Here is an 18312-nt window from a genome sequence, read left to right on the forward strand (position 1 = left end):
ATAGTTACTTGCTAGGGTGGCCAGATGACACGGGACTCCAGCCTCACCAAGGCGCGCCTGCTCGATGCCGCCTTCTCCGAATTCGCCGCCCACGGCATCGCCGGTGCCCGGGTGGACCGGATCGCCGAGAGCGCAGGAGTGAACAAGCGGCTCATCTATGTCTACTTCGGCAACAAGGAGCAGCTCTTCGACGAGGTGCTCCAGCGGGCCATGGCCGCGGGGGCCGAGTCCGTGCCGTTCGACGTCGACGACCTGCCCGGCTACGCCGGCTCGATCTTCGACCACTTGATCAAGCGGCCGGATCTGGTACGCCTGCGCCTGTGGAAGCAACTGGAGCGGCCGACCGCCACGTCACTGGAACCTGAGGCGTTCCGCCAGAAGAGTGCCCAGGTGGGCGCCGCGCAGCAACGCGGTGACGTGGCCCGGGAGATGGCGCCCGACGACCTGCTCACCATGGTGCTCGCAGTGGCCCAGGCATGGTTCCTGGCCGCCGAGGGTGACGGCGCCGGCACAGGCGGCGGGCAGGCATGGCCGGCGGAACGACTGGCTCTGCACCGTGCGGCGGTCGTCGAGGCCGCGCGCCGCATCAGCACGCCGAAGGGCACTGCGGCGTAGAAGAGCCTTCTGGTCCGACCGGATGCGGTCGGACCAGAAGGCGGAACTCGTGCGTCAGGCCTGGGCCGCGTCCTCCGGTGCCAGCAGGATGGCCGTACGGCTGGTGTGTGCCACGGCGTCGCTGATCCGCGGGTTGAACAGCGCTTCGAGGGTGCCTCGGTGATGCGGGCTCAGGACGATGAGGTCGGCGCCGAACTCCTCGGCCGTCTCGGAGATGGTGGCGGCTATCTGGGTCGTCAGTGCGCTGACCAGCGTTCCGTCCGCCTTGATCCCCCTGTCCCGCAGTGCAGCCACGGCCTCGTCCAGGACGGCCTGCGCCTGGGCGTCGTTCTCGAGCGGAACCACGGCGGCAAGGTTCACGGCGGATGCCGAGACATGCAGGACTCGTACGTCGGCGCCCGTCATCTGGGCCATCTCGCCGGCCAGTCGGACGGCGGAATGCCGGGCGGGGCTGGGATCGACGGCCACCAGAATGCGCTGGAACATGAATGCTTCTTCCCCTTCGAGACGGCCCGAAGGCCGTCATGCTGATCGGTGACGCCGGCAGGCAGCGTCGCCGACATCAACATCGGGAACCGCCGATCACTTCCCGGCCGCAGTGCTCTCCATCACCCCCCGCTTCGCATCCAGTGGGCGAACGGCCCGTGGACACAGGGCCGATGACGGCTCCGGTTCGTGTCCGGCCGCCCGCTCAGGCTCAGGCTCGTCGGGACAGCGCGGCCGAACGGGCCGACCGGTTGCACCGGCTCGGTCGCCACGGGCTGCGCGGGCCGGAACGGCGTCCTCGACGGGCGCCAGTGACCACGGCGGGGCTGATTCCAGGGGGCGTCCTCGTCCACCACGCCGCCGGTGTCGCCGTAGACCCAGGTTGATGGGGCCCTGCCGCAGGGCCTCTGCGGCAGGGCAGTGACCGCCGATGCATCCCGAACGGCCCAGGGAACCCGGGCCGAGGGGCCCGTCGGCTCAGGACCATCTCGTGTTAGGGGACGTGGGGACGCCACATAGCCTCATCAGCGTGCCAATGACAATTCCTGCCGCTATCGCCGAATCTGCCGATCTGGCCGTCAAGAAGTCACGGTTGGTCCGCTCGCCGGCCCGTTATCTGGTCTCCGCGATGCTCGCCGGCATCTACATCGGCCTCGGCGAGGTCCTGATGCTCAGCGTGGCGGGACCGCTCGAGGCGGGGCATTCGGGCGCCGTCAAGCTGATCGAGGGCGCGGTGTTCCCCGTCGCCCTGCTCATGGTGCTGTTCGCCGGTGCCGACCTGTTCACCAGTCAGTGTCTGACCATGACGTTCGGTGTGCTCAGCCGCCGGACCACCTGGATGGACATGACGCGGATCTGGGTGATGTCCCTGGTCGGCAACCTTATGGGCGCCGTGTTCTTCGCGCTGGTCATGGACATGGCCGGGACCTTCAAGTCCGGCCCCGGCTCCAGCCTGCTGGGCACCCTGGTGGCCGCGAAGAACGCCGAGTCGGGCGGACAGCTGTTCGCGCGGGCCGTGCTCTGCAACATGCTGGTGTGCCTGGCCGTGTGGATGTTCACCCGGGCACAGGGAGACGGGGCCAAGGCCGCCATGGTGTGGTGGCCGGTGTTCGCCTTCGTCTCCAGCGGTTTCGAGCACAGCATCGCCAACATGTCGCTGTTCTCCCTCGCCATAGTCAACGGCCAGGCGGACGTCGCCGACCTCGCCCGTAACCTCGCCTTCACCGTCCCGGGCAACATCGTGGGCGGAGCGGTGCTGGTCGCCGCGGCGTGCTGGTTCGCGAACGACGGCGGTCGTACGGCCGCCGGCAAGTCCCCCGCCGAGCCGTCCCTCCCGGCCCCGGACACCGCCCCCCAGACCCCGGCGAAGGTCTGATCACCAGCCTCTGAACGGCGCCGACGACATCACTGTCTCGGTGCCGTTTCTTCATGTGCGCCGGATACTGTCGGCCACAGCGTGCTCGTGCTTCAGCCCGCCCTCTGGCAGACGCGCGTAGAGCTCTGGCACCATCTCATGGCACCACCTGCACAGCCGCCCCATAGGAAGCACGGCCATTCGCAGGAGGCTCCCATGAAGGTCCGGTCCGCACTGACCGCTCTCGCCCTCGTCGTCGCCCCCGGTGTCGCGGTCGTCGGCACGGCCACCGACGCGTTCGCCGTCACCAAGATCAGTCATGCCACCGCCACTCAGATGTTCAGCCAGGTGGGCATCACCTGGTCCTCGTCCGGCAACTGCTCCGACCGCAACACCTCGACCTGTACGTCCTTCGAGCAACTCAACCTCGCCACCGCTCAGGGCGCCCAGACCCTCAGGCGAGCCAGCGGCTGCGCCCTGAACATCACCGGCGGCACCGAGACCGGGCACGCCTCCGGCACGTACTCCCACTGGAACGGCTACAAGCTCGACTACAGCAAGTACACCTGCATCGGGAACTACATCAAGAACAACTTCAGCTACTCCGGCCTGCGAGGCGACGGCTACCCGATGTGGACGTCGGGTTCCGGCAACGTCTACACCGACGAGGGAAGCCACTGGGACGTCCTGTACTACAACTGCGGCGGCTGCTGAGCAGACTGTGACCCGGGCGCCCTCCCCCAGGTCCTCTGCCTGGCACAGGCCGGGCCACGGCCGTCGGTATCACTTCGCCACCAGGTCGGACGCGATCGGGGTCTCCTCGCGGTAGAAGGCCACGCGGCGGTATTTGAGGAAGGTGTAGGCAAAGGCGGAGATGAACAGGGCCGCGATGATCAGGAACCCGACGGTGATGTCACCGGGGATGCCGTGCGCCAGGAGATAGGTGATGGGGCTACCGCCCTGATCAAGCGATCCGACATGCTTGGCACCGCCGAGCATGTCGGTCTTCCGGGCGAGTTCGGTCTGCAGGTCGACCATCCGGGTCGAGATCCAAAGGGTGATCGCCATGATCACGCTGCCGGATATCAGGGTGCGGAAGATATTGCCCGCGTGGACGCCGACGGCGATCGCGATGAAGAACCCGATGGTGGCGAGGTCACCGAACGGCAGGACCTTGTTGCCCGGTATGAGCACGGCGATCAGGAGGGTGAGCGGGACGAACAGCAGACCGGCGGCGATGACCTGGGTGTCGCCCAGCAGCAGCGCCGGGTCCAGACCGATCCGGTAGTCGGCGTTCTTGAAGCGCTTCTGCAGCACGGACCGCGCCGATTCCGCGATGGGCAGCAGGCCCTGCATGATGAGCTTCACGACCATCGGCATCAGCAGGATGACCGCGCCCATCTTCACCGCGAGCTGCAACGACTTCCCGACCGGGTAACCGGCGAGCAGCCCGATGACCAGACCCAGGGCGGAGCCGATCACGATGGGCTGCCCCAGGACACCCATCCTCTGGGAGAGCTTCTCGATCGTGATGTTGATGCGCCGTACGCCCGGGATCTTCTCGATGAGGTCGTCGATCGGGGCGGCGAAGACCCCCATGTAGGCGGAGGTCCCGTGAGGGATCGCGACACCCTCGAGGCCGAAGTACTTCTCCGTGACAGGGCTGAACATGTCGCCGAGCTTGTAGGCGATGGCCGCGTGCACCACGACGCCCACCACGCCCCATGCGAAGCTGCCGGTGGCCAGCTGCACGATGATGCCGGTGAAGGCCATGTGCCAGATGTTCCAGATGTCCACGTTCACGACCCGTGTCATGCGGGTCAGCAGCATCACGACGTTCACCAGGATGGCGATGGGGATGGCCACCAGGCCCATCGACGACGCCCATGCCATCGGCGCCGTTCCCGGCCAGCCGACGTCCACCACGGAGAGCCCCATGTCGAACCGGTCGGCCATCGACTGGGCCGCCGGTCCCAGGCTGTCGGTGAGCAGACCGATCACCATGCCGATGCCGACGAAGCAGCGATCTCTCTACGTTCAGCTGCAGTCCGGCACGCGCACGGTGACGACAGAGGTCGACGGGGGCCGCGATATGAAGGGACCCGAACGCCATGCCCACTTCATTTGGCGTACGCCAAGTTCCCATGGCAAGGCCGTCCGCCTCGACTCACGGGCGCCGACACGTTCCATCAACTCCCGCTCCCACGACGTGAGAACAGGAGGTGTCGTGGAGCACCCACCGGGATACTGAGGGCATGGCATTCCTCGTCTTCATGACCTTGCCCGGACTGGTCATCCTGCTGACCGCGCTGGCCTTCCTTGATCAGCTTCTGCTGCGGATGGGCAGGGCCGGTCTCCTGCCGTGGCGGAACATGGCACGCCAGGGCCAGATATCGGCGACCGGGTTCGAGCAGTTGCACGCAAGCCTTTCGCCGGGCAAGCAGACCGAGCTCAAGGAGCGCCAGTCGGCGCTCCTGCTGCGTGACGACGATGAGGACGGAGCACCGCCGAACCGCACTACGGTCGATCTTGACGGGGGGACCGCGGTCGTCCGGATGCCACCTGCCCACCAGCGGTAGCCCTGTTCAAACCGGCGCACGGCACACGGCACACGGCGCAGGGCTCAAGATTCGCTTTCACAGAGTGGCGGGAGAAGCGAAGGACCTACGGCTGGTCCGGCGCCGCTGCCCCGCGGCCGGCTGGTGCTGCGCTCAGCCCTTGACGGCGGAGCTGGCGACGCCTTGGACGAACCAGCGCTGGAAGAAGGCGAAGACGATCAGGACGGGCAGGACGAGGAGGACGCCGAAGGCGAGGATCTGGCCCCAGTCCGGGGGCTGCATGCTCTGGAAGACGCTCATCTCCAGGGGCAGGGGGCGCACGGCGGGGTCGGAGACCATCAGGACCGGCCACAGGAAGGAGCCCCACTGGGTGAGGAAGGTGAGGATGGCGACGGAGGCGAACACCGGTTTGGACATGGGGACGATGATCGCGAAGAAGGTGCGCCAGGGGCCGGCGCCGTCGAGGCGGGCGGCTTCCTCGATGCTGGGCGGGATCTTCCGGAAGAAGATCTGGAACTGGTAGATCGAGAAGGCGTTGGCGATGAAGGGGACGGCCTGGATGTAGAGGGTGTCGCGCTGGTTGTTGAACATGTAGAACAGCGGCACGGCCACCGACTCGAACGGCACGAGCATGAGCAGCAGGACGAGGGTGAAGACGGCTTGCTGGCCGCGCCATTTCAGGCGTGACATGCCGTAGGCGGCCATCGAGTTGACGAAGAGGCCGCCGGTGACGACGAGGAACGCGACGAGCAGTGAGACGCCCATGAAGCGCCAGAAGTGGCCGGTGCTGTCGGAGTTGAGGGCGTTCAGGACGTGGCGGTAGTTGTCGAGGGTGAGGTGGGTGGGCAGGAAGCCGGTCAGGCCGTTCAGGACTTCGTCGGAGGGCTTGAGGCTGCCCAGGAGGAGGTAGAGGACGGGCAGGACGAAGACGAAGGCGAGGACGGTGAGGACGGTGTAGTCGGTCAGGCGGCGCAGCCGGCGGCGGGTCGCGCGGGTGGTGTGGGGTGGGTGGGTGGTGGCCATGGTGGTGTCAGTCCTCGTTGTCGGGCCGGACGACGCGGCGCTGGATGAGGGTGAGGGCGACGACGATCAGGAAGAAGACGACGGTGATGGCGGAGGCCTGCCCGATGTTGTTCTGGTCGAAGGCGGTGGTGACGGCCTGGTACATGACGGTGCGGGTGGCGTCCTCGTCGAGTCCGCCGCCGTGGATGAGGACGTAGACCTGGTCGAAGATGCGGAAGGAGAGGACGGAGGTGAGCATGGCGACGAAGACGAGGGTGGGGCGGATGCCGGGCAGGGTGATGTGGCGGAACTGCTGCCAGCGGGTGGCGCGGTCGAGCTGGGCGGCTTCGTAGAGTTCGCCGGGGATCTGCTGGAGGCCGGCCAGCAGGATGACCATCTGGAAGCCGACGCCCTGCCAGACGGACAGGACGATGATCGAGGCCATCGCGGTGAGCCCGTTGCCGAGCCAGTCGAAGGCCCCCCAGTTGCCGAGGCTGAGGGCGTGGAGGGCGGAGTTGAGCAGGCCCTGGTCGCTGCGGGCGAGGATGAGCCGCCAGATGACCGCGACCAGCGTCATGGGGAAGACCACCGGCATGAAGAACAGCGACCGGAACAGGCCGATCGCCTTCAGCTTGCGGTTCAGCAGGATCGCCAACCCGAGGGCGAGGGCGGTCTGGAGGGGGACGACGACCACGGCGAAGGTCAGGTTGTTGAGCAGGGCCCGCAGGAAGGGGCCGGACAGGTCGGGGTCGGTGAACAGCCGCCGGTACTGCTCCAGGCCGAAGAAGGTGGGCGCGAGGGGGGAGCCGAGGCGCACGTTGTAGAAGGAGAGGACGACGGCGTAGCCGAAGGGGATGCCGACGAACGCGATGAGCCCGGCCACGGCGGGCGCGGACATGAGCAGCCCGTGCAGCCACTCACGGCTTTTGCGTCTGGGCGGCGACGGGTGTCTGGGCCGTACCGGCTGCGCTGTGGTCACGGTGTGGGCGCTTTCCACGGTTGTCACGGGGTGGTCCTGGTCCTGTTCCCGGCCGGGGCGGGGTGGCTGCTCGCCGTGCCCGCCCCGGCCGAAGCGTCCTACGGGATCTTGTAGCCGTTGTTGTCGGAGAAGTCGCGGTCGATGGCGCGGGCGGCCTTCTCGAGGGCGGTCTTGGGGTCGGCGCCGCCGTAGATGGAGGAGAGGGCGCTGCTGAACTTGGCGGTGATGGTGGGGTATCCGGCGGTGACGGGGCGGGTGACGGCGATGCAGGAGGTGTCGATCTGGCTGTCGCCGCAGGGCTTGCTCAGTTGGTCGGCGTAGAGCTGGAGCGGGCCGCCCTGCTTGTACAGCGCGCTCTTGGCGAGCGCGGTCCTGGTGGCGGGCGGGGCGCCGTTGGCGGTGGTCATCGCGCCGATGTTGGTGTCGTTGAGGAGGTAGTCGAGGAAGGCGCCGGCGGCCTTGCCGCTCTTGGAGCCGGCGCCGATGCCCCAGGCCCAGGAGCCCTGGCCGGTCTTGGGGCCGTTGCCGAAGTCGGGCAGCGGCAGCACGACCAGGTCGTCGCCGAGCGCCTTGCTGTAGGCGGGGTACATCCAGTGCCCGACCCAGCTCAGGGCGACGCGGCCCTTGGCGAAGGCGTTGGAGTCGGTGTTGGGGTCGGTGTAGGTCTTCCAGGACTGGAAGGTCTTCATCGCCTTCACCACCGCTGGAGTGTCCAGCGCGCCGGCGGCTTTGCCGTTCTTGAGCAGGGAGCCGCCCGCCGACCAGACGATCGGGGCGAAGCCGTAGGTGCCCCACTCGTTGGCGTAACCGGAGTTCTCCTGCAGGTCCAGGACCTTGCCGTCGGAGTCCTTCGCCTTCAGCGCCGTGAGCGCCTTGGTGAACTCGGTGGCGGTCCAGGTGTCGGACAGGCCGGTGGGGTACTTCACGCCGGCGGCGGTCAGGAGCTTCTTGCTGCCGTAGATGCCGAGGCCGGAGTCGTACATGCCCAGGCCGTAGTGCTTGCCGTTGATCTCGCCCTGCGCCTTGCTGGCGTCGGTGGCGTTGGCGAGGGTCTTGACGGAGACGTAGTCGTCGATCGGGGCGAGCTTCTTGTTGTAGACGAAGTTCGCCATCGTCGGCCCGTCGAACTCCATCACATCCGGCAGCTTCGAAGCATCGGTCGCGGTGATGGTCTTGGTGTAGTCGTTGCCCGGGATCAGCTTCAGCTCGACCTTGACCTTGTTCTGGGAGGAGTTGAACGACTTCACCGCGTTCTGCAGGGCGGTGTCCTCACTGGTCTGGCCCTGGTGCGCCCAGACGCTGATGGTGCCCTTGCCGCTGCCCGCCTCGGCGGAACTGTCACCGCTGCCGCTGCCGCCGCAGGCGGCCAGCGCGGCAAGCGGCAGGACGAGGGCCAGACCTGTACAGGCCGAGCGGCGGAACCTTCTGTGGGACATTCTGCTGGTCGAGCTCATGGGGTTCGTGCCTCCGTGCGGTACGAGAGTGCGGTACTGCGGGTGCGGTGGTGCGGTGTGGTGCGGTGGTGCTTTCCGGCGTGGGGGGAGCTCTGAGGCCTCGCGGCCTGACGGCCTGACGGCCTGACGGCCGCGGAGGGTTGCCGTAGAGGGGTTACTGGGGTCCGCGGGGGCGGGGCGGGGCGGTGGTCTCGCGCAGGACGAGCTGGATCGGCATCCGCACATGCCCCGGCGGTTCGGTGTCCGGTTCGTCGAGCTGCTGGAGCAGCAGCCGGGCGGCCGCGGCGCCCTGGTCGGCGACCGGCTGGGCGACGGTGGTCAGCCCGATCACATCGGCGAGCTCGTGGTCGTCGAAGCCGACGACGGACACATCGCCCGGCACCGTCAGCCGGTGCCGGCGCAGGGCGCGCAGCGCGCCCATCGCCATCTCGTCGGACTGGGCGAACACGGCGGTCGGCGGCCGTGGGGCGGCGAGGAGTTCGGTCATGGCCCGCTCGCCGCCCTCGACGGTGTACTCGCCGTCCGCCTCCAGGGCCGGATCATGGGCGATGCCGGCATCGGCCAGCACGTCCAGATACGCCTGCCGCCGCTCGACCGGGGTGGTCCAGTGCTGCGGCTCGCTCGACCCGCTGATCATGCCGATCCGGCGGTGCCCGAGATTCACCAGATGCCGCACCGCACTCTGCGCGCCGGCCCGGTCGTCGATCCCGACCACCGTGAACCCGGGACGCGAAACGCCGACCGTGCTGGCCAGCGGGATGCCGAGGGAGCGCAGCGCCGCCGACTCCTCCTCGTCGGGGATCAGCAGCGACAGCACCGCGTCCACCCGCTTGCGCACCGGCATCTTCGCGAAGAACCGCTTGCGCGACTCCGGCGAACCCAGGTTGTAGAGCAGGACGTCGTACCCGGCGGCACTGAACACGTGCTCGGCAGCGTCCACCACGGTCCCGAAGAACCAGCGGCCCACATGCGGGACCACCACCCCGACGGTGAAGGTACGCCCGCTGGCCAGACTGGACGCCGAACGCGACGCCGTATAACCCAGCTCGGCAGCCACGGCAGTGATCTGAAGGCGGACCTCGTCGGACACGCCCGGCCGGCCCCGCAGCGCGCGGGACACGGTGGACGCCGAAACTCCGGCCGCGCGGGCGACATCGGTAATGCTCATGGTCACAGCGCATTTCTCCCGTCGGTTTCACGTCGGTGTGATCTGTGGGTGACGTGACCGTAAACCCGCCCATCTTGTTGCGCAAGCGTTTGCGTTCATATTTACTTGGCTCGATTCCAAAGTGAGTCCGATTTGATGGATGGTCAGCGCACGCGTTTGGGCGCTGTGAGCCGACAGGAACTGCGCATGCGATACGCCCCGCCCGGTCTCTGCGTGAACGACTTCGCCCTGCTCCGCGACGACGACGGCACCTACGCCGTGCTGCACCTGCAGGGGCCGTGGACGGCCGAGTTCGACCATCTGCAGATGGAGACCTCCTACGGCCGGGCCACCTCCACCGACCTGGTTTCCTGGCGGACCGAGGGCACCGCGTTCGGCAACGGCCTGCCCGGCCGCTTCGACCAGCAGGCCGTCTGGACCATGCATCCCGTCCGGCACGGGGGCGGAAGGGCGATGTTCTACACCGGTGTGTCCGGGCTCACTCCCGACGGCTGGCCGCTGCAGTCGGTCGGGCTGGCGTACTCCGACCGCACCGACGGCACGGGCTGGCGGCGGCACGGCACCGGACCGGTCGTAGAGGCGGACGCACGCTGGTACCGCACCGGTGAACGCATGGGCTGGCGCGATCCGTTCGTCGTACCCGACGACGAGTCGGGCGGCTGGGTCATGGCCGTCTGCGCCGCGGACGCCTCCCTCCCCGTCGAGGTCAGCGGCTGCGTCGCCTGGGCCACCTCCGACGACCTGGAGCACTGGACCGTGCACCCGCCCCTGATCTCACCGGGCGACGTCGACGAACTGGAATGCCCCGTCCTCGAACGCCTCGACGACGGAAGCTGGCTGCTGCTCGGCTCCATAGGAGCCACCCGCGGCTTCGAGGCGTGGACCGCGCCCCGCCTGCGCGGCCCCTGGACCCGCCGCGGCCCGCTCGGCCCGAGGGGCTCCTACGCCCCCCGCGTCACCGCCGCCCCCGACGGCTCCCGTGTCGTCCTGCACACCACACCCCGCCGCGTCGGCCTCACCGACTCCGGCGACCGCTGCCGCGGCATGCTCGCCCAGCCCAAGCGCCTTGTCGTACAGGAAGGTTCGCCCCGCCTGGAATGGTGGCCCGGGCTGAACTCCTGGCTGGGCGAGGAGACCGAGCGGCCCGCTCTGCACGCGGTCGGCGACGTCAGCGTCACCGGCCGCACCGAGGTCACCCTGCGCGCGGACGCACCCGGGAGCGACCGGCCCGCCCTCACCGTCGGCTGCGACGGCAAGAACCTCTGGATCACCGGCGCCGACGGCAATCTGCTCGGCGAGACCGTGCTGACCGAGCCCGCCTCGGCCCTGCGCATCCTCACCGTCGGCGAGTACGTCGAGGTCTACGCCGACGGCGTCTTCGTGCTGACGTCCCTGTGCTACTCGGGACACCCCACCCGGTGGACGGCGGCCTCGGAGGGCCGCACCCGCACGATCCCCGTCCGCCCGGTCCGCCTGCCGGACCCCGACCGCGACGACGCCTCGGCGGTGTGGCCGGGACCGCATCGAGCTGAGGTGTAACCCGGATCACACGGGTGGAGTGCATAGTGCAGCAGGGTCCACCGTCTTTCCCTCGGTGTAAGGGGTTGGCAGGACGGGGACGGTGAGGATGGAACAGGGTCGGGCCGAGGGGTTCGACGAGTTCGTGGCGGCTCGTTGGTCGGCGTTGTTCCATTTCTCCCGTCTTCTCGTGGGGGGCGATCGGCATCGGGCCGAGGATCTGCTGCAGGAGGCCCTGGTCAAGCTGTGGTTCGTCTGGCCCAAGATCGCGGAGGAGGCGCCGGAGGCGTATCTGCGCAAGGTGCTGGCGCGAGCGGCGGCGCGCTCGGCGCGACGGCGCTGGTGGGGTGAGCGGCCGGTCGAGCGACTGCCCGACCGGGCGGAGACGGGAGACGTCTCCGCCTCCGTGGCGGAGCGCTCGCGCCTGGAGGCCGCGCTGGCCCAACTGCCGCCCCGGCAGCGAGCCGCAGTAGTGCTGCGCTACTACCAGGACCTGCCCGAGAAACAGGTCGCGGAGGCGCTGGGGTGCCCGGTGGGCACGGCACGCTCCCATGCGTCGCGTGGTGTCGCACGGCTGCGCCGGATCCTGTCCGATGTCATCGAGCCGGTGGGGTGAAGGGGAGTTGATGGATCACTTCGAGCAGGAGTTGGCGCGGATGATGCGCGACTCCCAGGAACACACTCCCTTCGAGCCGCAGCACCGAAGCCGCCTGCGGGCAGGTGTCCAGGCCCGACGCCGTGCCCGCGCGGTGCACAGGACCGTCGGCTCCGTCCTGGCCGTCGCCGGACTCGGCATCGGCTTCCTCCTGCTGCCCCACGACCGGGCCGACGACCGACCGCAGACCCCCCTTCCGCGGCCCGACACGAGTCAGACGGGTCCGGCGTTCCCGACCACGACTCCGACAGGGACACCGGCCCCGTCTCCCAGCGACACTCCCTCCGCGACCTCCACCGGGACCGATCCGGCAACCTCCGCCCCGCCCACCACGCCGCCCGCGACCGGGAGTTCGGCCACGGTGCCCTCGACCCCGACCGGAACCGGGAGCCACACGGCGCCGCCCTCCGCCACCGGAACAGCGGACGCGCCCAACACACCGACGGCTCCGACCACCACGACGGCGTCGACGACGAGGCCCACGGCGACCGCGGACTCGTCAGCACTGGTCGGCTCGGCCGAGCCCGGGTAACCCAGTCCGGAGGCTACGCCGTCTTTCCGACCGCTCATCCGTAAACCCTGATCGCACCGACTCCGGGGCGCGGCTCCGGCATGCCCTGCTAACGACGACATACAGCAACAGACATGGACAGAACGTGTCAATTCCCTTGGACCAACTGCCGCTGCACACATCGGTGTCGGCACACCGGCAGGAGCCCGTCCTGAACGTGGTCGTCCCGGTGTTCAACGAGGAGACGGACCTGGAGCGGGGCGTGCGCCGGCTCCACACATACCTGCGCGAGACCTTCCCCTACCCGTTCCGCATCACCGTCGCGGACAACGGCAGCACGGACGGGACCCCGCGGATCGCGGGTCGCCTGGCCGCCGAACTGCCGGAGGTGGAGTGGCTGCGGCTGGCCGAGAAGGGACGGGGCCGGGCGCTGCAGGCCGCATGGTCGGCATCACCGGCGCCTGTGCTCGCGTACGTGGACGTGGATCTGTCCACCGATCTGACGGCACTGCTGCCCCTGGTCGCTCCGCTGATCTCCGGCCACTCCGACATCGCCATCGGTACCCGCCTGGCGCGCGGCTCCAGGGTGGTGCGCGGCCCCAAACGCGAGGTCATCTCCCGCTGCTACAACGCCCTGTTGCGCTCCACCCTCGCCGTCGGTTTCTCGGACGCGCAGTGCGGTTTCAAAGCCGTGCGACGCGATGTCGCCGAACGGCTGCTGCCCCTGGTGAAGGACCCGGGATGGTTCTTCGACACCGAACTGCTGGTGATCGCCGAGCGTGCCGGGCTACGGATACACGAGGTGCCGGTCGACTGGGTGGACGATCCCGACAGCCGGGTCGACATCCTCTCCACGGTGCTGGCCGACCTGCGCGGTATCGCCAGGATCGGCCGGGCGCTGGCCCGCGGCACGCTCCCGATCGGCGGGCTGCGACGGAGCGCCGGGGGCGATCCGCCACCACGCCCCGGTGCGCTGCGCTTCGCCGCCGCAGGAGTTCTGGGCACCACCGTACATGCGCTGTTGTACGTCGCCCTGCACCCGGTGGCACGCCCTCAGGCCGCCAATGCGCTGGCCCTGCTGATCTGCGCGGTCATCGCCGCCGCCGCAATCCGACGGCTCACCTTAGGACCGCTGGTCAGCCTGGTCCTCACCAGCGGATCTCTCGCCGCGCTGCATCACCTGGCGCCCCGCGCCACGCGCCCCACCGAGGTCGGAATCCTCGTCACCGCCGACCTGGCGGCCCTCCTTCTGCGGTTCCTGGTCCTCCGGTCTCGAGCCTGCTCAGCCCGCCGCCCCGGGACCGGAGCCGCAGCGGCATGAACCACACGATGACACCGACTGCCGACCCCGGCACCGACGCCCCCGAATCCCGCGTCCGTCCCCGTCTCCGCCTCCACCCCCGTATCCCGAACGTCGCAGGTCTGTACCGCGGTCACGGGCCCCGCCTGCGCCGGGCGGCCCGCCGGTACGGACCCGTACTCGCCCTGTACGGCGTGCTGAAGCTCATCGGCTTCTGCGTCTTCATGTATCTGCTCGACTCCTCCGGTGACTTCCGGAAGAAGGACCCGCGCTTCGGCGGCGGCGCACACGCCTGGGACGTACTGGCCTCCTGGGACGGCTGGTGGTACCAGCAGATCGCCGCACACGGCTACCACCCCGCGCTGGTCCATGTCCCCGGGGCCACCGGGCTGATCACCCTCGAAGGCAACTCCGCGGCGTTCTTCCCTCTTTACCCCGCGACCATGCGGCTGGTCTCCAACGGCACGGGCCTCGGTCTGTACGGCGCCGGCATGTTGGTCTCGGTCGTCGCCTCGTTCGTCGCTGCCGTCGGCGTGTACGCCGTCACCGCCCGGTACGGCGGCCGGCGCGCCGGGCTGGCCGCGGCCGGCCTCTGGGCCGTATGGCCCGGCTCCGGCATGGAATGGTCGGCGTACTCCGAGTCCCTCTACATCGCCCTGGCCGTCTGGACCTGCTACGCCGTCATGACCGACCGCTGGCTGACCGCGGGCATCCTCGCTTTCACCGCGGGCCTCAACCGGCCCACCGCCGCCGCACTCGTCGCCGCTCTCACCGTCGCCGGACTCCTGACACTCCATCGCCGCCGGGAGGACCTCGCACGCCCCTGGACCGCGATACTGATCGCCCCGCTCGGGCTCCTGGGCTATCTGCTCTGGGTCGGCAATCAGATGGGCGACCTGGGCGGCTACTTCAAACTGCAGAAGGGAGCCTGGGCCCACACCTTCGACTACGGCCGGCAGACCCTCGACGTCCTCACCTCTGTGGCGGTGGGCCGCTTCGATTATCTCTTCGCCTACCCCTTCGAGGACTTCATCGGGGTGCTGGTCGTCCTGCTGGGCCTGCTCCTGATCCCCCTCCTCTTCCACCTCCGTCTCCCTACCGTCCTGACCGTCTACACGGTCCTGACGTTCCTTCTGGTCCTGGGCAGCCAGCAGATATTCGGGAACGTCTCCCGCTATCTGCTCCCCGCCTTCCCCCTGTTCATCCCCGTCGCCCTCCAACTGCGCACGCTCCGCCTGCCCATGCTGTGCGCCCTGCTCGGCATCGCAGCGGTCGCGTCCGGCTCCTACGCGGGGTACGCGCTCTTCGAACTGGGTGTCCCGTGAGGAGACGGCCCGCAGCATCACCCCTTTCTTGCGCCCGTAGCAGCAAACCGCCCTTCGAGTCGACGTGCCGATGCGCCGGCCGGGGGAAAAGCACTCCCCCGGCCGGCGCCGGTTGCTAGCCGTGGATCAGGGTTCCGCTGCTGCCGGTCATGGCCAGCGGCGCCTTCTCCAGCGAGCAGATCACCGCACGGCGGCCGGGACTGCTGCGGGCGAACTCCACCGCGGCCTGCACCTTGGGCAGCATCGAGCCGGCACCGAAGTGGCCCTCGTCGATGTAGCGCTGGGCCGTGGCCACATCGAGGTCGTCGAGGTCCGTCTGGTCCGGCCGGCCCCAGTTGACGGCCACCTTGTCCACGGCGGTCAGGATGAACAGGTAGTCCGCCCCCACGGTCTGGGCGAGCCGGGCCGAGGCGAAGTCCTTGTCGATCACGGCCGGCACACCGCGGAAGTCGCCGTGCTCGTCGCGGACCACCGGCACCCCGCCCCCACCGCAGGCGATCACGATGAATTCGTGGTCGAGCAGGTTGAGGATGGAGTCACGCTCGACGATGTCGACCGGCCGCGGGGAGGCCACCATGCGCCGCCAGCCGCGCCCGGAGTCCTCGGCCATGACGATGGCGGGATCCTTCGCCATGAGGTCCCGGGCCGTCTCCTCGTCGTAGAAGCTGCCGATCGGCTTGGTGGGGGTGTCGAAGGCGGGGTCGTCCGCGGCGACCTCGACCTGGGTGACGACGGTGGCCACGTGCCAGGGCATCTTCTGGGCACTGAGTTCCTTGTTGATGCCCTGTTGCAGGTGGTAGCCGATGTACCCCTGGCTCATGGCCGTGCACTCCGGCAGGTCCATCGCCGGGACCCGCTCGTTGTGCTGGGAGGCGGTGTCGAAGGCGAGGCTGATGGCCCCGACCTGCGGTCCGTTCCCGTGGGAGAGGATGATCTCGTGGCCCAGGGAGATCAGCCCGACGAGTGCGGGGGTCGACGCGGCGATCCGTTCCCGCTGTTCCTGCGGGTTGTTGCCCAGCGCGTTGCCGCCGAGCGCAATGACGATGCGTGACATGTCGCGACCTCAGAGAATCGTGGCGAGGTGAGCCTCGAGGTCGGCCTTGGCCGCGGCGACCTTGATGGGGTTCGGGATCTCGGGGCGCAGGAAGTAGACGAGCAGGGCCCGCTGGGCGGTCAGCCGGTTGCCGGCCTCGTCGAAGGCGACGGAGCTGTCCGAGTCCAGCACCTCGTCGGTCACTTCCTCCCCGCGGGTCGCGGGCAGGCAGTGCATGAACTTGGCGTCCGGGGCGGCCTTGGCCATCAGCTCCGCGTTCACCTGGTACTTGGGCATGAAGACCGCGAGGCGCTCCTCTTCGGAGAGCTCGGCCTCGTACAGGCCGTACCAGACGTCGGTGTAGACGAAGTCGGCACCGGCCATGGCCTTGTCGGCGTCGTCGGTGACCAGCAGGCTGCCGCCGGACTCGGCGCAGTTGCGCTCACCGATGGCCTGGAAGTGCTCATTGAGCTGGAATCCCTCGGGGCCGAAGTGGACGAAGTCCATGCCCATCTTGGTGGTGATCATCATCAGGGAGGCGCAGACCTGGGTGGCGTCCCCGACGAAGACCACCTTGCAGTCCTCGATGCGCTTGCCCGCGGGCAGGTTCTCCACCATGGTGATCAGGTCGCCGATCTCCTGGGTGGGGTGGTTGTAGTCCGACATCCCGTTGAGCACCGGGACGGAGGCGCAACGGGCCAGGTCCACAACGGTCTTGTGCCGCTCGACACGCGCCATGAGGATGTCCACGAGCTTGGACAACACCCGGCCGGTGTCCTCGATGCTCTCGTGGCCGCCGAGCTGGATCTGGCCGGGAGCCAGGTACTGCGCGTGGCCGCCGAGCTGGGTCATCGCCGTTTCGAAAGAGACCCTGGTGCGGGTGGAGGACTGCTCGAAGATCATGCCGAGCGTACGGTCCTTCAGCAGCGGCGGGTAGTAGCCGGCGTCGATGCAGCGCTTGAGCTTGATGCCCAGGTGCACGATGTCCAGGAGTTCCTGCTTGGTGAAGTCCTGGGTGTCGATGAAGTCCATCGCAGTCGTCATGGGATCTTTCTTTCTGTGAGTAGCACCGGCTCGCGGTGAGGCGGGCGGGGTGGATCTGTGGTGCCGCGCCCGTTCGCGGGCAGGACGGAGCAGCCGAGGCGCGCCGGGACCGAGCTGCGGGCCCGGCGCGGGTCGACGAGAAAAGGGGAAGGTGAGCGTCGGCCGCGGGTGGGGTGGGGGGAGCGAAGTGCCGCCGGCGGCCGGGCGGGGAGCTAGCGGCCGGAGGGCTGCTGCTGGGTGATGCAGTGGACGTTGCCGCCGCCGAGAAGGATCTCGCGGCCGGGCACCGTGATGACGCGACGCGGAGCGAAGATCTCGGTGTACGTCGCCACCGCGGCCTCGTCGTGGGCGTCGTCGAAGACCGGGAGCACCACGACATCGTTGCCGATGTAGGAGTTCACGTAGGAGCCGGCGAGGCGGTCGCCGGTCTGGCGGGGCAGGGTGCCCTCGATGGCGTCGACGCCGTTCGACTCCTCCTCGGTGATGAAGATCGGGCCGGGCTGGTGGATCTTGACGACCTCGAACGTCCTCCCGCGTGCGTCGACCTCCTTCTGCAGCACCTCGAGCGCGGCCTGCGACCGGTCGTACTGCGGGTCGTCGACGTCATCGGTCCAGGTCAGCATGACCTTGCCGGGTGCGACGAAGCGGCAGAAGTTGTCCACGTGGCCGTTGGTCTCGTCCAGGTACACGCCGTCGGGCAGCCAGACGACTTTCTCGGCTCCCAGGTAGTCGCGCAGCCGCTGGTCGATCTCGTCCTTCGTCAGGCCGGGGTTCCTGCCCTCGGACAGCAGGCACTCCTCGGTGACCAGGACCGTCCCCTCGCCGTCGACGTCGATCGATCCGCCTTCGAGCACGAAGTCCGCCTTGTAGCGGGCCACTTCCTCGATCTCCATGACCTTGCGGGCCACAGCGTCGTCGTCCGCCCAGGGGAAGTACAGTCCGTCGACCAGGCCGCCCCAGGCGTTGAAGTCCCAGTCCACGCCGCGGACATCGCCGTTGTCGTCGACCACGAAGGTGGGGCCGATGTCCCGCATCCAGGAGTCGTCGGTGGACATCTCCACGACGCGGATCTCGTCGGGAAGCCGGCTGCGCGCGTTGTCGAACTGCGCGGCCGAGACGACCATCGTCACTTTCTCGGTCTGCGCGATGGCCTTGGCGACCTCGGCGAACACCTGCTGCGCGGGCTTGCCGCCCAGCCGCCAGTTGTCGGGCCGCTCGGGCCATACCAGCCAGCAGCCGCTGTGGTGCGCCCACTCGGCCGGCATGCGGTAGCCGTCGGCGGCCGGGGTGGAGTCAAGCGTCGATCCCAT

The 18312-nt window shown here is 68.8% G+C and carries 19 protein-coding genes; 8 read left to right on the top strand and 11 right to left on the bottom strand.

The genetic code is table 11. The features are described from left to right. Positions 1–24 precede the first annotated feature (24 nt). Entirely contained in the window at positions 25–615 is a 591-nt protein-coding gene (locus ACSYGN_RS01655) for a TetR family transcriptional regulator (RefSeq protein ID WP_460391031.1), read from the top strand. Positions 616–669: 54 nt separating this feature from the next. Here the strand turns inward: ACSYGN_RS01655 and ACSYGN_RS01660 are convergent, their stop codons facing one another. Further along, positions 670–1101, bottom strand: coding sequence for a universal stress protein (locus tag ACSYGN_RS01660; protein ID WP_460391033.1), 432 nt, complete (start codon positions 1099–1101; stop codon positions 670–672). A 535-nt stretch (positions 1102–1636) separates the two neighbouring features. Between ACSYGN_RS01660 and ACSYGN_RS01665 the strand changes: the two genes are divergently transcribed. Both ACSYGN_RS01665 and ACSYGN_RS01670 read left to right on the top strand, forming a co-directional pair. After that, the gene (locus ACSYGN_RS01665; protein ID WP_460403159.1) at positions 1637–2476 is read left to right on the top strand and encodes a formate/nitrite transporter family protein; all 840 of its coding nucleotides are present in this window, start codon (positions 1637–1639) and stop codon (positions 2474–2476) included. A gap of 195 nt (positions 2477–2671) precedes the next feature. Then, complete coding sequence (locus tag ACSYGN_RS01670) at positions 2672–3169, top strand: hypothetical protein (RefSeq protein ID WP_460391035.1); 498 nt, start codon at positions 2672–2674, stop codon at positions 3167–3169. 69 nt (positions 3170–3238) lie between these two features. On the opposite strand, the gene ACSYGN_RS01675 is transcribed toward ACSYGN_RS01670, so the two are convergent. Then, positions 3239–4465 (bottom strand): PTS galactitol transporter subunit IIC, encoded by a 1227-nt coding sequence (locus ACSYGN_RS01675; protein WP_460403161.1) that lies wholly within the window; start codon positions 4463–4465, stop codon positions 3239–3241. Positions 4466–4710: 245 nt separating this feature from the next. Between ACSYGN_RS01675 and ACSYGN_RS01680 the strand changes: the two genes are divergently transcribed. Continuing rightward, a complete protein-coding gene (locus ACSYGN_RS01680; RefSeq protein ID WP_460391037.1) occupies positions 4711–5034 on the top strand; it encodes a DUF6191 domain-containing protein in 324 nt (107 codons plus the stop codon). 132 nt (positions 5035–5166) lie between these two features. Here the strand turns inward: ACSYGN_RS01680 and ACSYGN_RS01685 are convergent, their stop codons facing one another. The 4 genes from ACSYGN_RS01685 to ACSYGN_RS01700 all read right to left on the bottom strand — a co-directional run bounded on the left by ACSYGN_RS01685 (position 5167) and on the right by ACSYGN_RS01700 (position 9616). Next, positions 5167–6036, bottom strand: a complete 870-nt coding sequence (locus tag ACSYGN_RS01685; protein WP_460391039.1) for a carbohydrate ABC transporter permease — start codon at positions 6034–6036, stop codon at positions 5167–5169. 7 nt (positions 6037–6043) lie between these two features. Further along, positions 6044–6994, bottom strand: coding sequence for a carbohydrate ABC transporter permease (locus ACSYGN_RS01690; protein ID WP_460403163.1), 951 nt, complete (start codon positions 6992–6994; stop codon positions 6044–6046). 98 nt (positions 6995–7092) lie between these two features. After that, entirely contained in the window at positions 7093–8448 is a 1356-nt protein-coding gene (locus tag ACSYGN_RS01695; protein ID WP_460391041.1) for an ABC transporter substrate-binding protein, read from the bottom strand. 154 nt (positions 8449–8602) lie between these two features. Then, on the bottom strand, positions 8603–9616 hold the full coding sequence (locus ACSYGN_RS01700) for a LacI family DNA-binding transcriptional regulator (RefSeq protein WP_460391043.1): 1014 nt from the start codon (positions 9614–9616) through the stop codon (positions 8603–8605). A 186-nt stretch (positions 9617–9802) separates the two neighbouring features. On the opposite strand from ACSYGN_RS01700, the gene ACSYGN_RS01705 reads away from it, so the two are divergent. Beyond that, on the top strand, positions 9803–11155 hold the full coding sequence (locus tag ACSYGN_RS01705; RefSeq protein ID WP_460391045.1) for a glycoside hydrolase family protein: 1353 nt from the start codon (positions 9803–9805) through the stop codon (positions 11153–11155). A gap of 88 nt (positions 11156–11243) precedes the next feature. Next, entirely contained in the window at positions 11244–11750 is a 507-nt protein-coding gene (locus tag ACSYGN_RS01710; RefSeq protein ID WP_460391047.1) for a SigE family RNA polymerase sigma factor, read from the top strand. Here the strand turns inward: ACSYGN_RS01710 and ACSYGN_RS01715 are convergent. Together ACSYGN_RS01715 and ACSYGN_RS01720 are read right to left on the bottom strand one after the other, a co-directional pair. Then, positions 11731–11952 carry a hypothetical protein gene (locus ACSYGN_RS01715; RefSeq protein ID WP_460391049.1) on the bottom strand — a complete coding sequence of 74 codons (222 nt, stop codon included), beginning with the start codon at positions 11950–11952 and terminating at the stop codon, positions 11731–11733. The genes ACSYGN_RS01710 and ACSYGN_RS01715 overlap by 20 nt on opposite strands. Before the next feature lie 50 nt (positions 11953–12002). After that, positions 12003–12359: a hypothetical protein gene (locus ACSYGN_RS01720; RefSeq protein WP_460391051.1), complete on the bottom strand. Its 357-nt coding sequence runs from the start codon at positions 12357–12359 to the stop codon at positions 12003–12005. Positions 12360–12445: 86 nt separating this feature from the next. Here ACSYGN_RS01720 and ACSYGN_RS01725 point away from each other — a divergent pair, with 86 nt between their 5' ends. Both ACSYGN_RS01725 and ACSYGN_RS01730 read left to right on the top strand, forming a co-directional pair. Further along, the gene (locus tag ACSYGN_RS01725; protein ID WP_460391053.1) at positions 12446–13621 is read left to right on the top strand and encodes a dolichyl-phosphate beta-glucosyltransferase; all 1176 of its coding nucleotides are present in this window, start codon (positions 12446–12448) and stop codon (positions 13619–13621) included. Further along, on the top strand, positions 13618–14925 hold the full coding sequence (locus ACSYGN_RS01730; protein ID WP_460391055.1) for a hypothetical protein: 1308 nt from the start codon (positions 13618–13620) through the stop codon (positions 14923–14925). The genes ACSYGN_RS01725 and ACSYGN_RS01730 overlap by 4 nt, the downstream gene beginning before the upstream one ends. A 115-nt stretch (positions 14926–15040) precedes the next feature. On the opposite strand, the gene arcC is transcribed toward ACSYGN_RS01730, so the two are convergent. The 3 genes from arcC to aguA all read right to left on the bottom strand — a co-directional run bounded on the left by arcC (position 15041) and on the right by aguA (position 18312). Continuing rightward, complete coding sequence (gene arcC, locus ACSYGN_RS01735) at positions 15041–15979, bottom strand: carbamate kinase (protein WP_460391057.1); 939 nt, start codon at positions 15977–15979, stop codon at positions 15041–15043. Between the two features lie 9 nt (positions 15980–15988). Next, positions 15989–17002 carry a putrescine carbamoyltransferase gene (ptcA, locus tag ACSYGN_RS01740; protein WP_460391059.1) on the bottom strand — a complete coding sequence of 338 codons (1014 nt, stop codon included), beginning with the start codon at positions 17000–17002 and terminating at the stop codon, positions 15989–15991. Positions 17003–17214: 212 nt separating this feature from the next. After that, a complete protein-coding gene (aguA, locus tag ACSYGN_RS01745) occupies positions 17215–18312 on the bottom strand; it encodes an agmatine deiminase (RefSeq protein WP_460391061.1) in 1098 nt (365 codons plus the stop codon).

This window comes from Streptomyces sp. YIM S03343 (assembly GCF_054729195.1).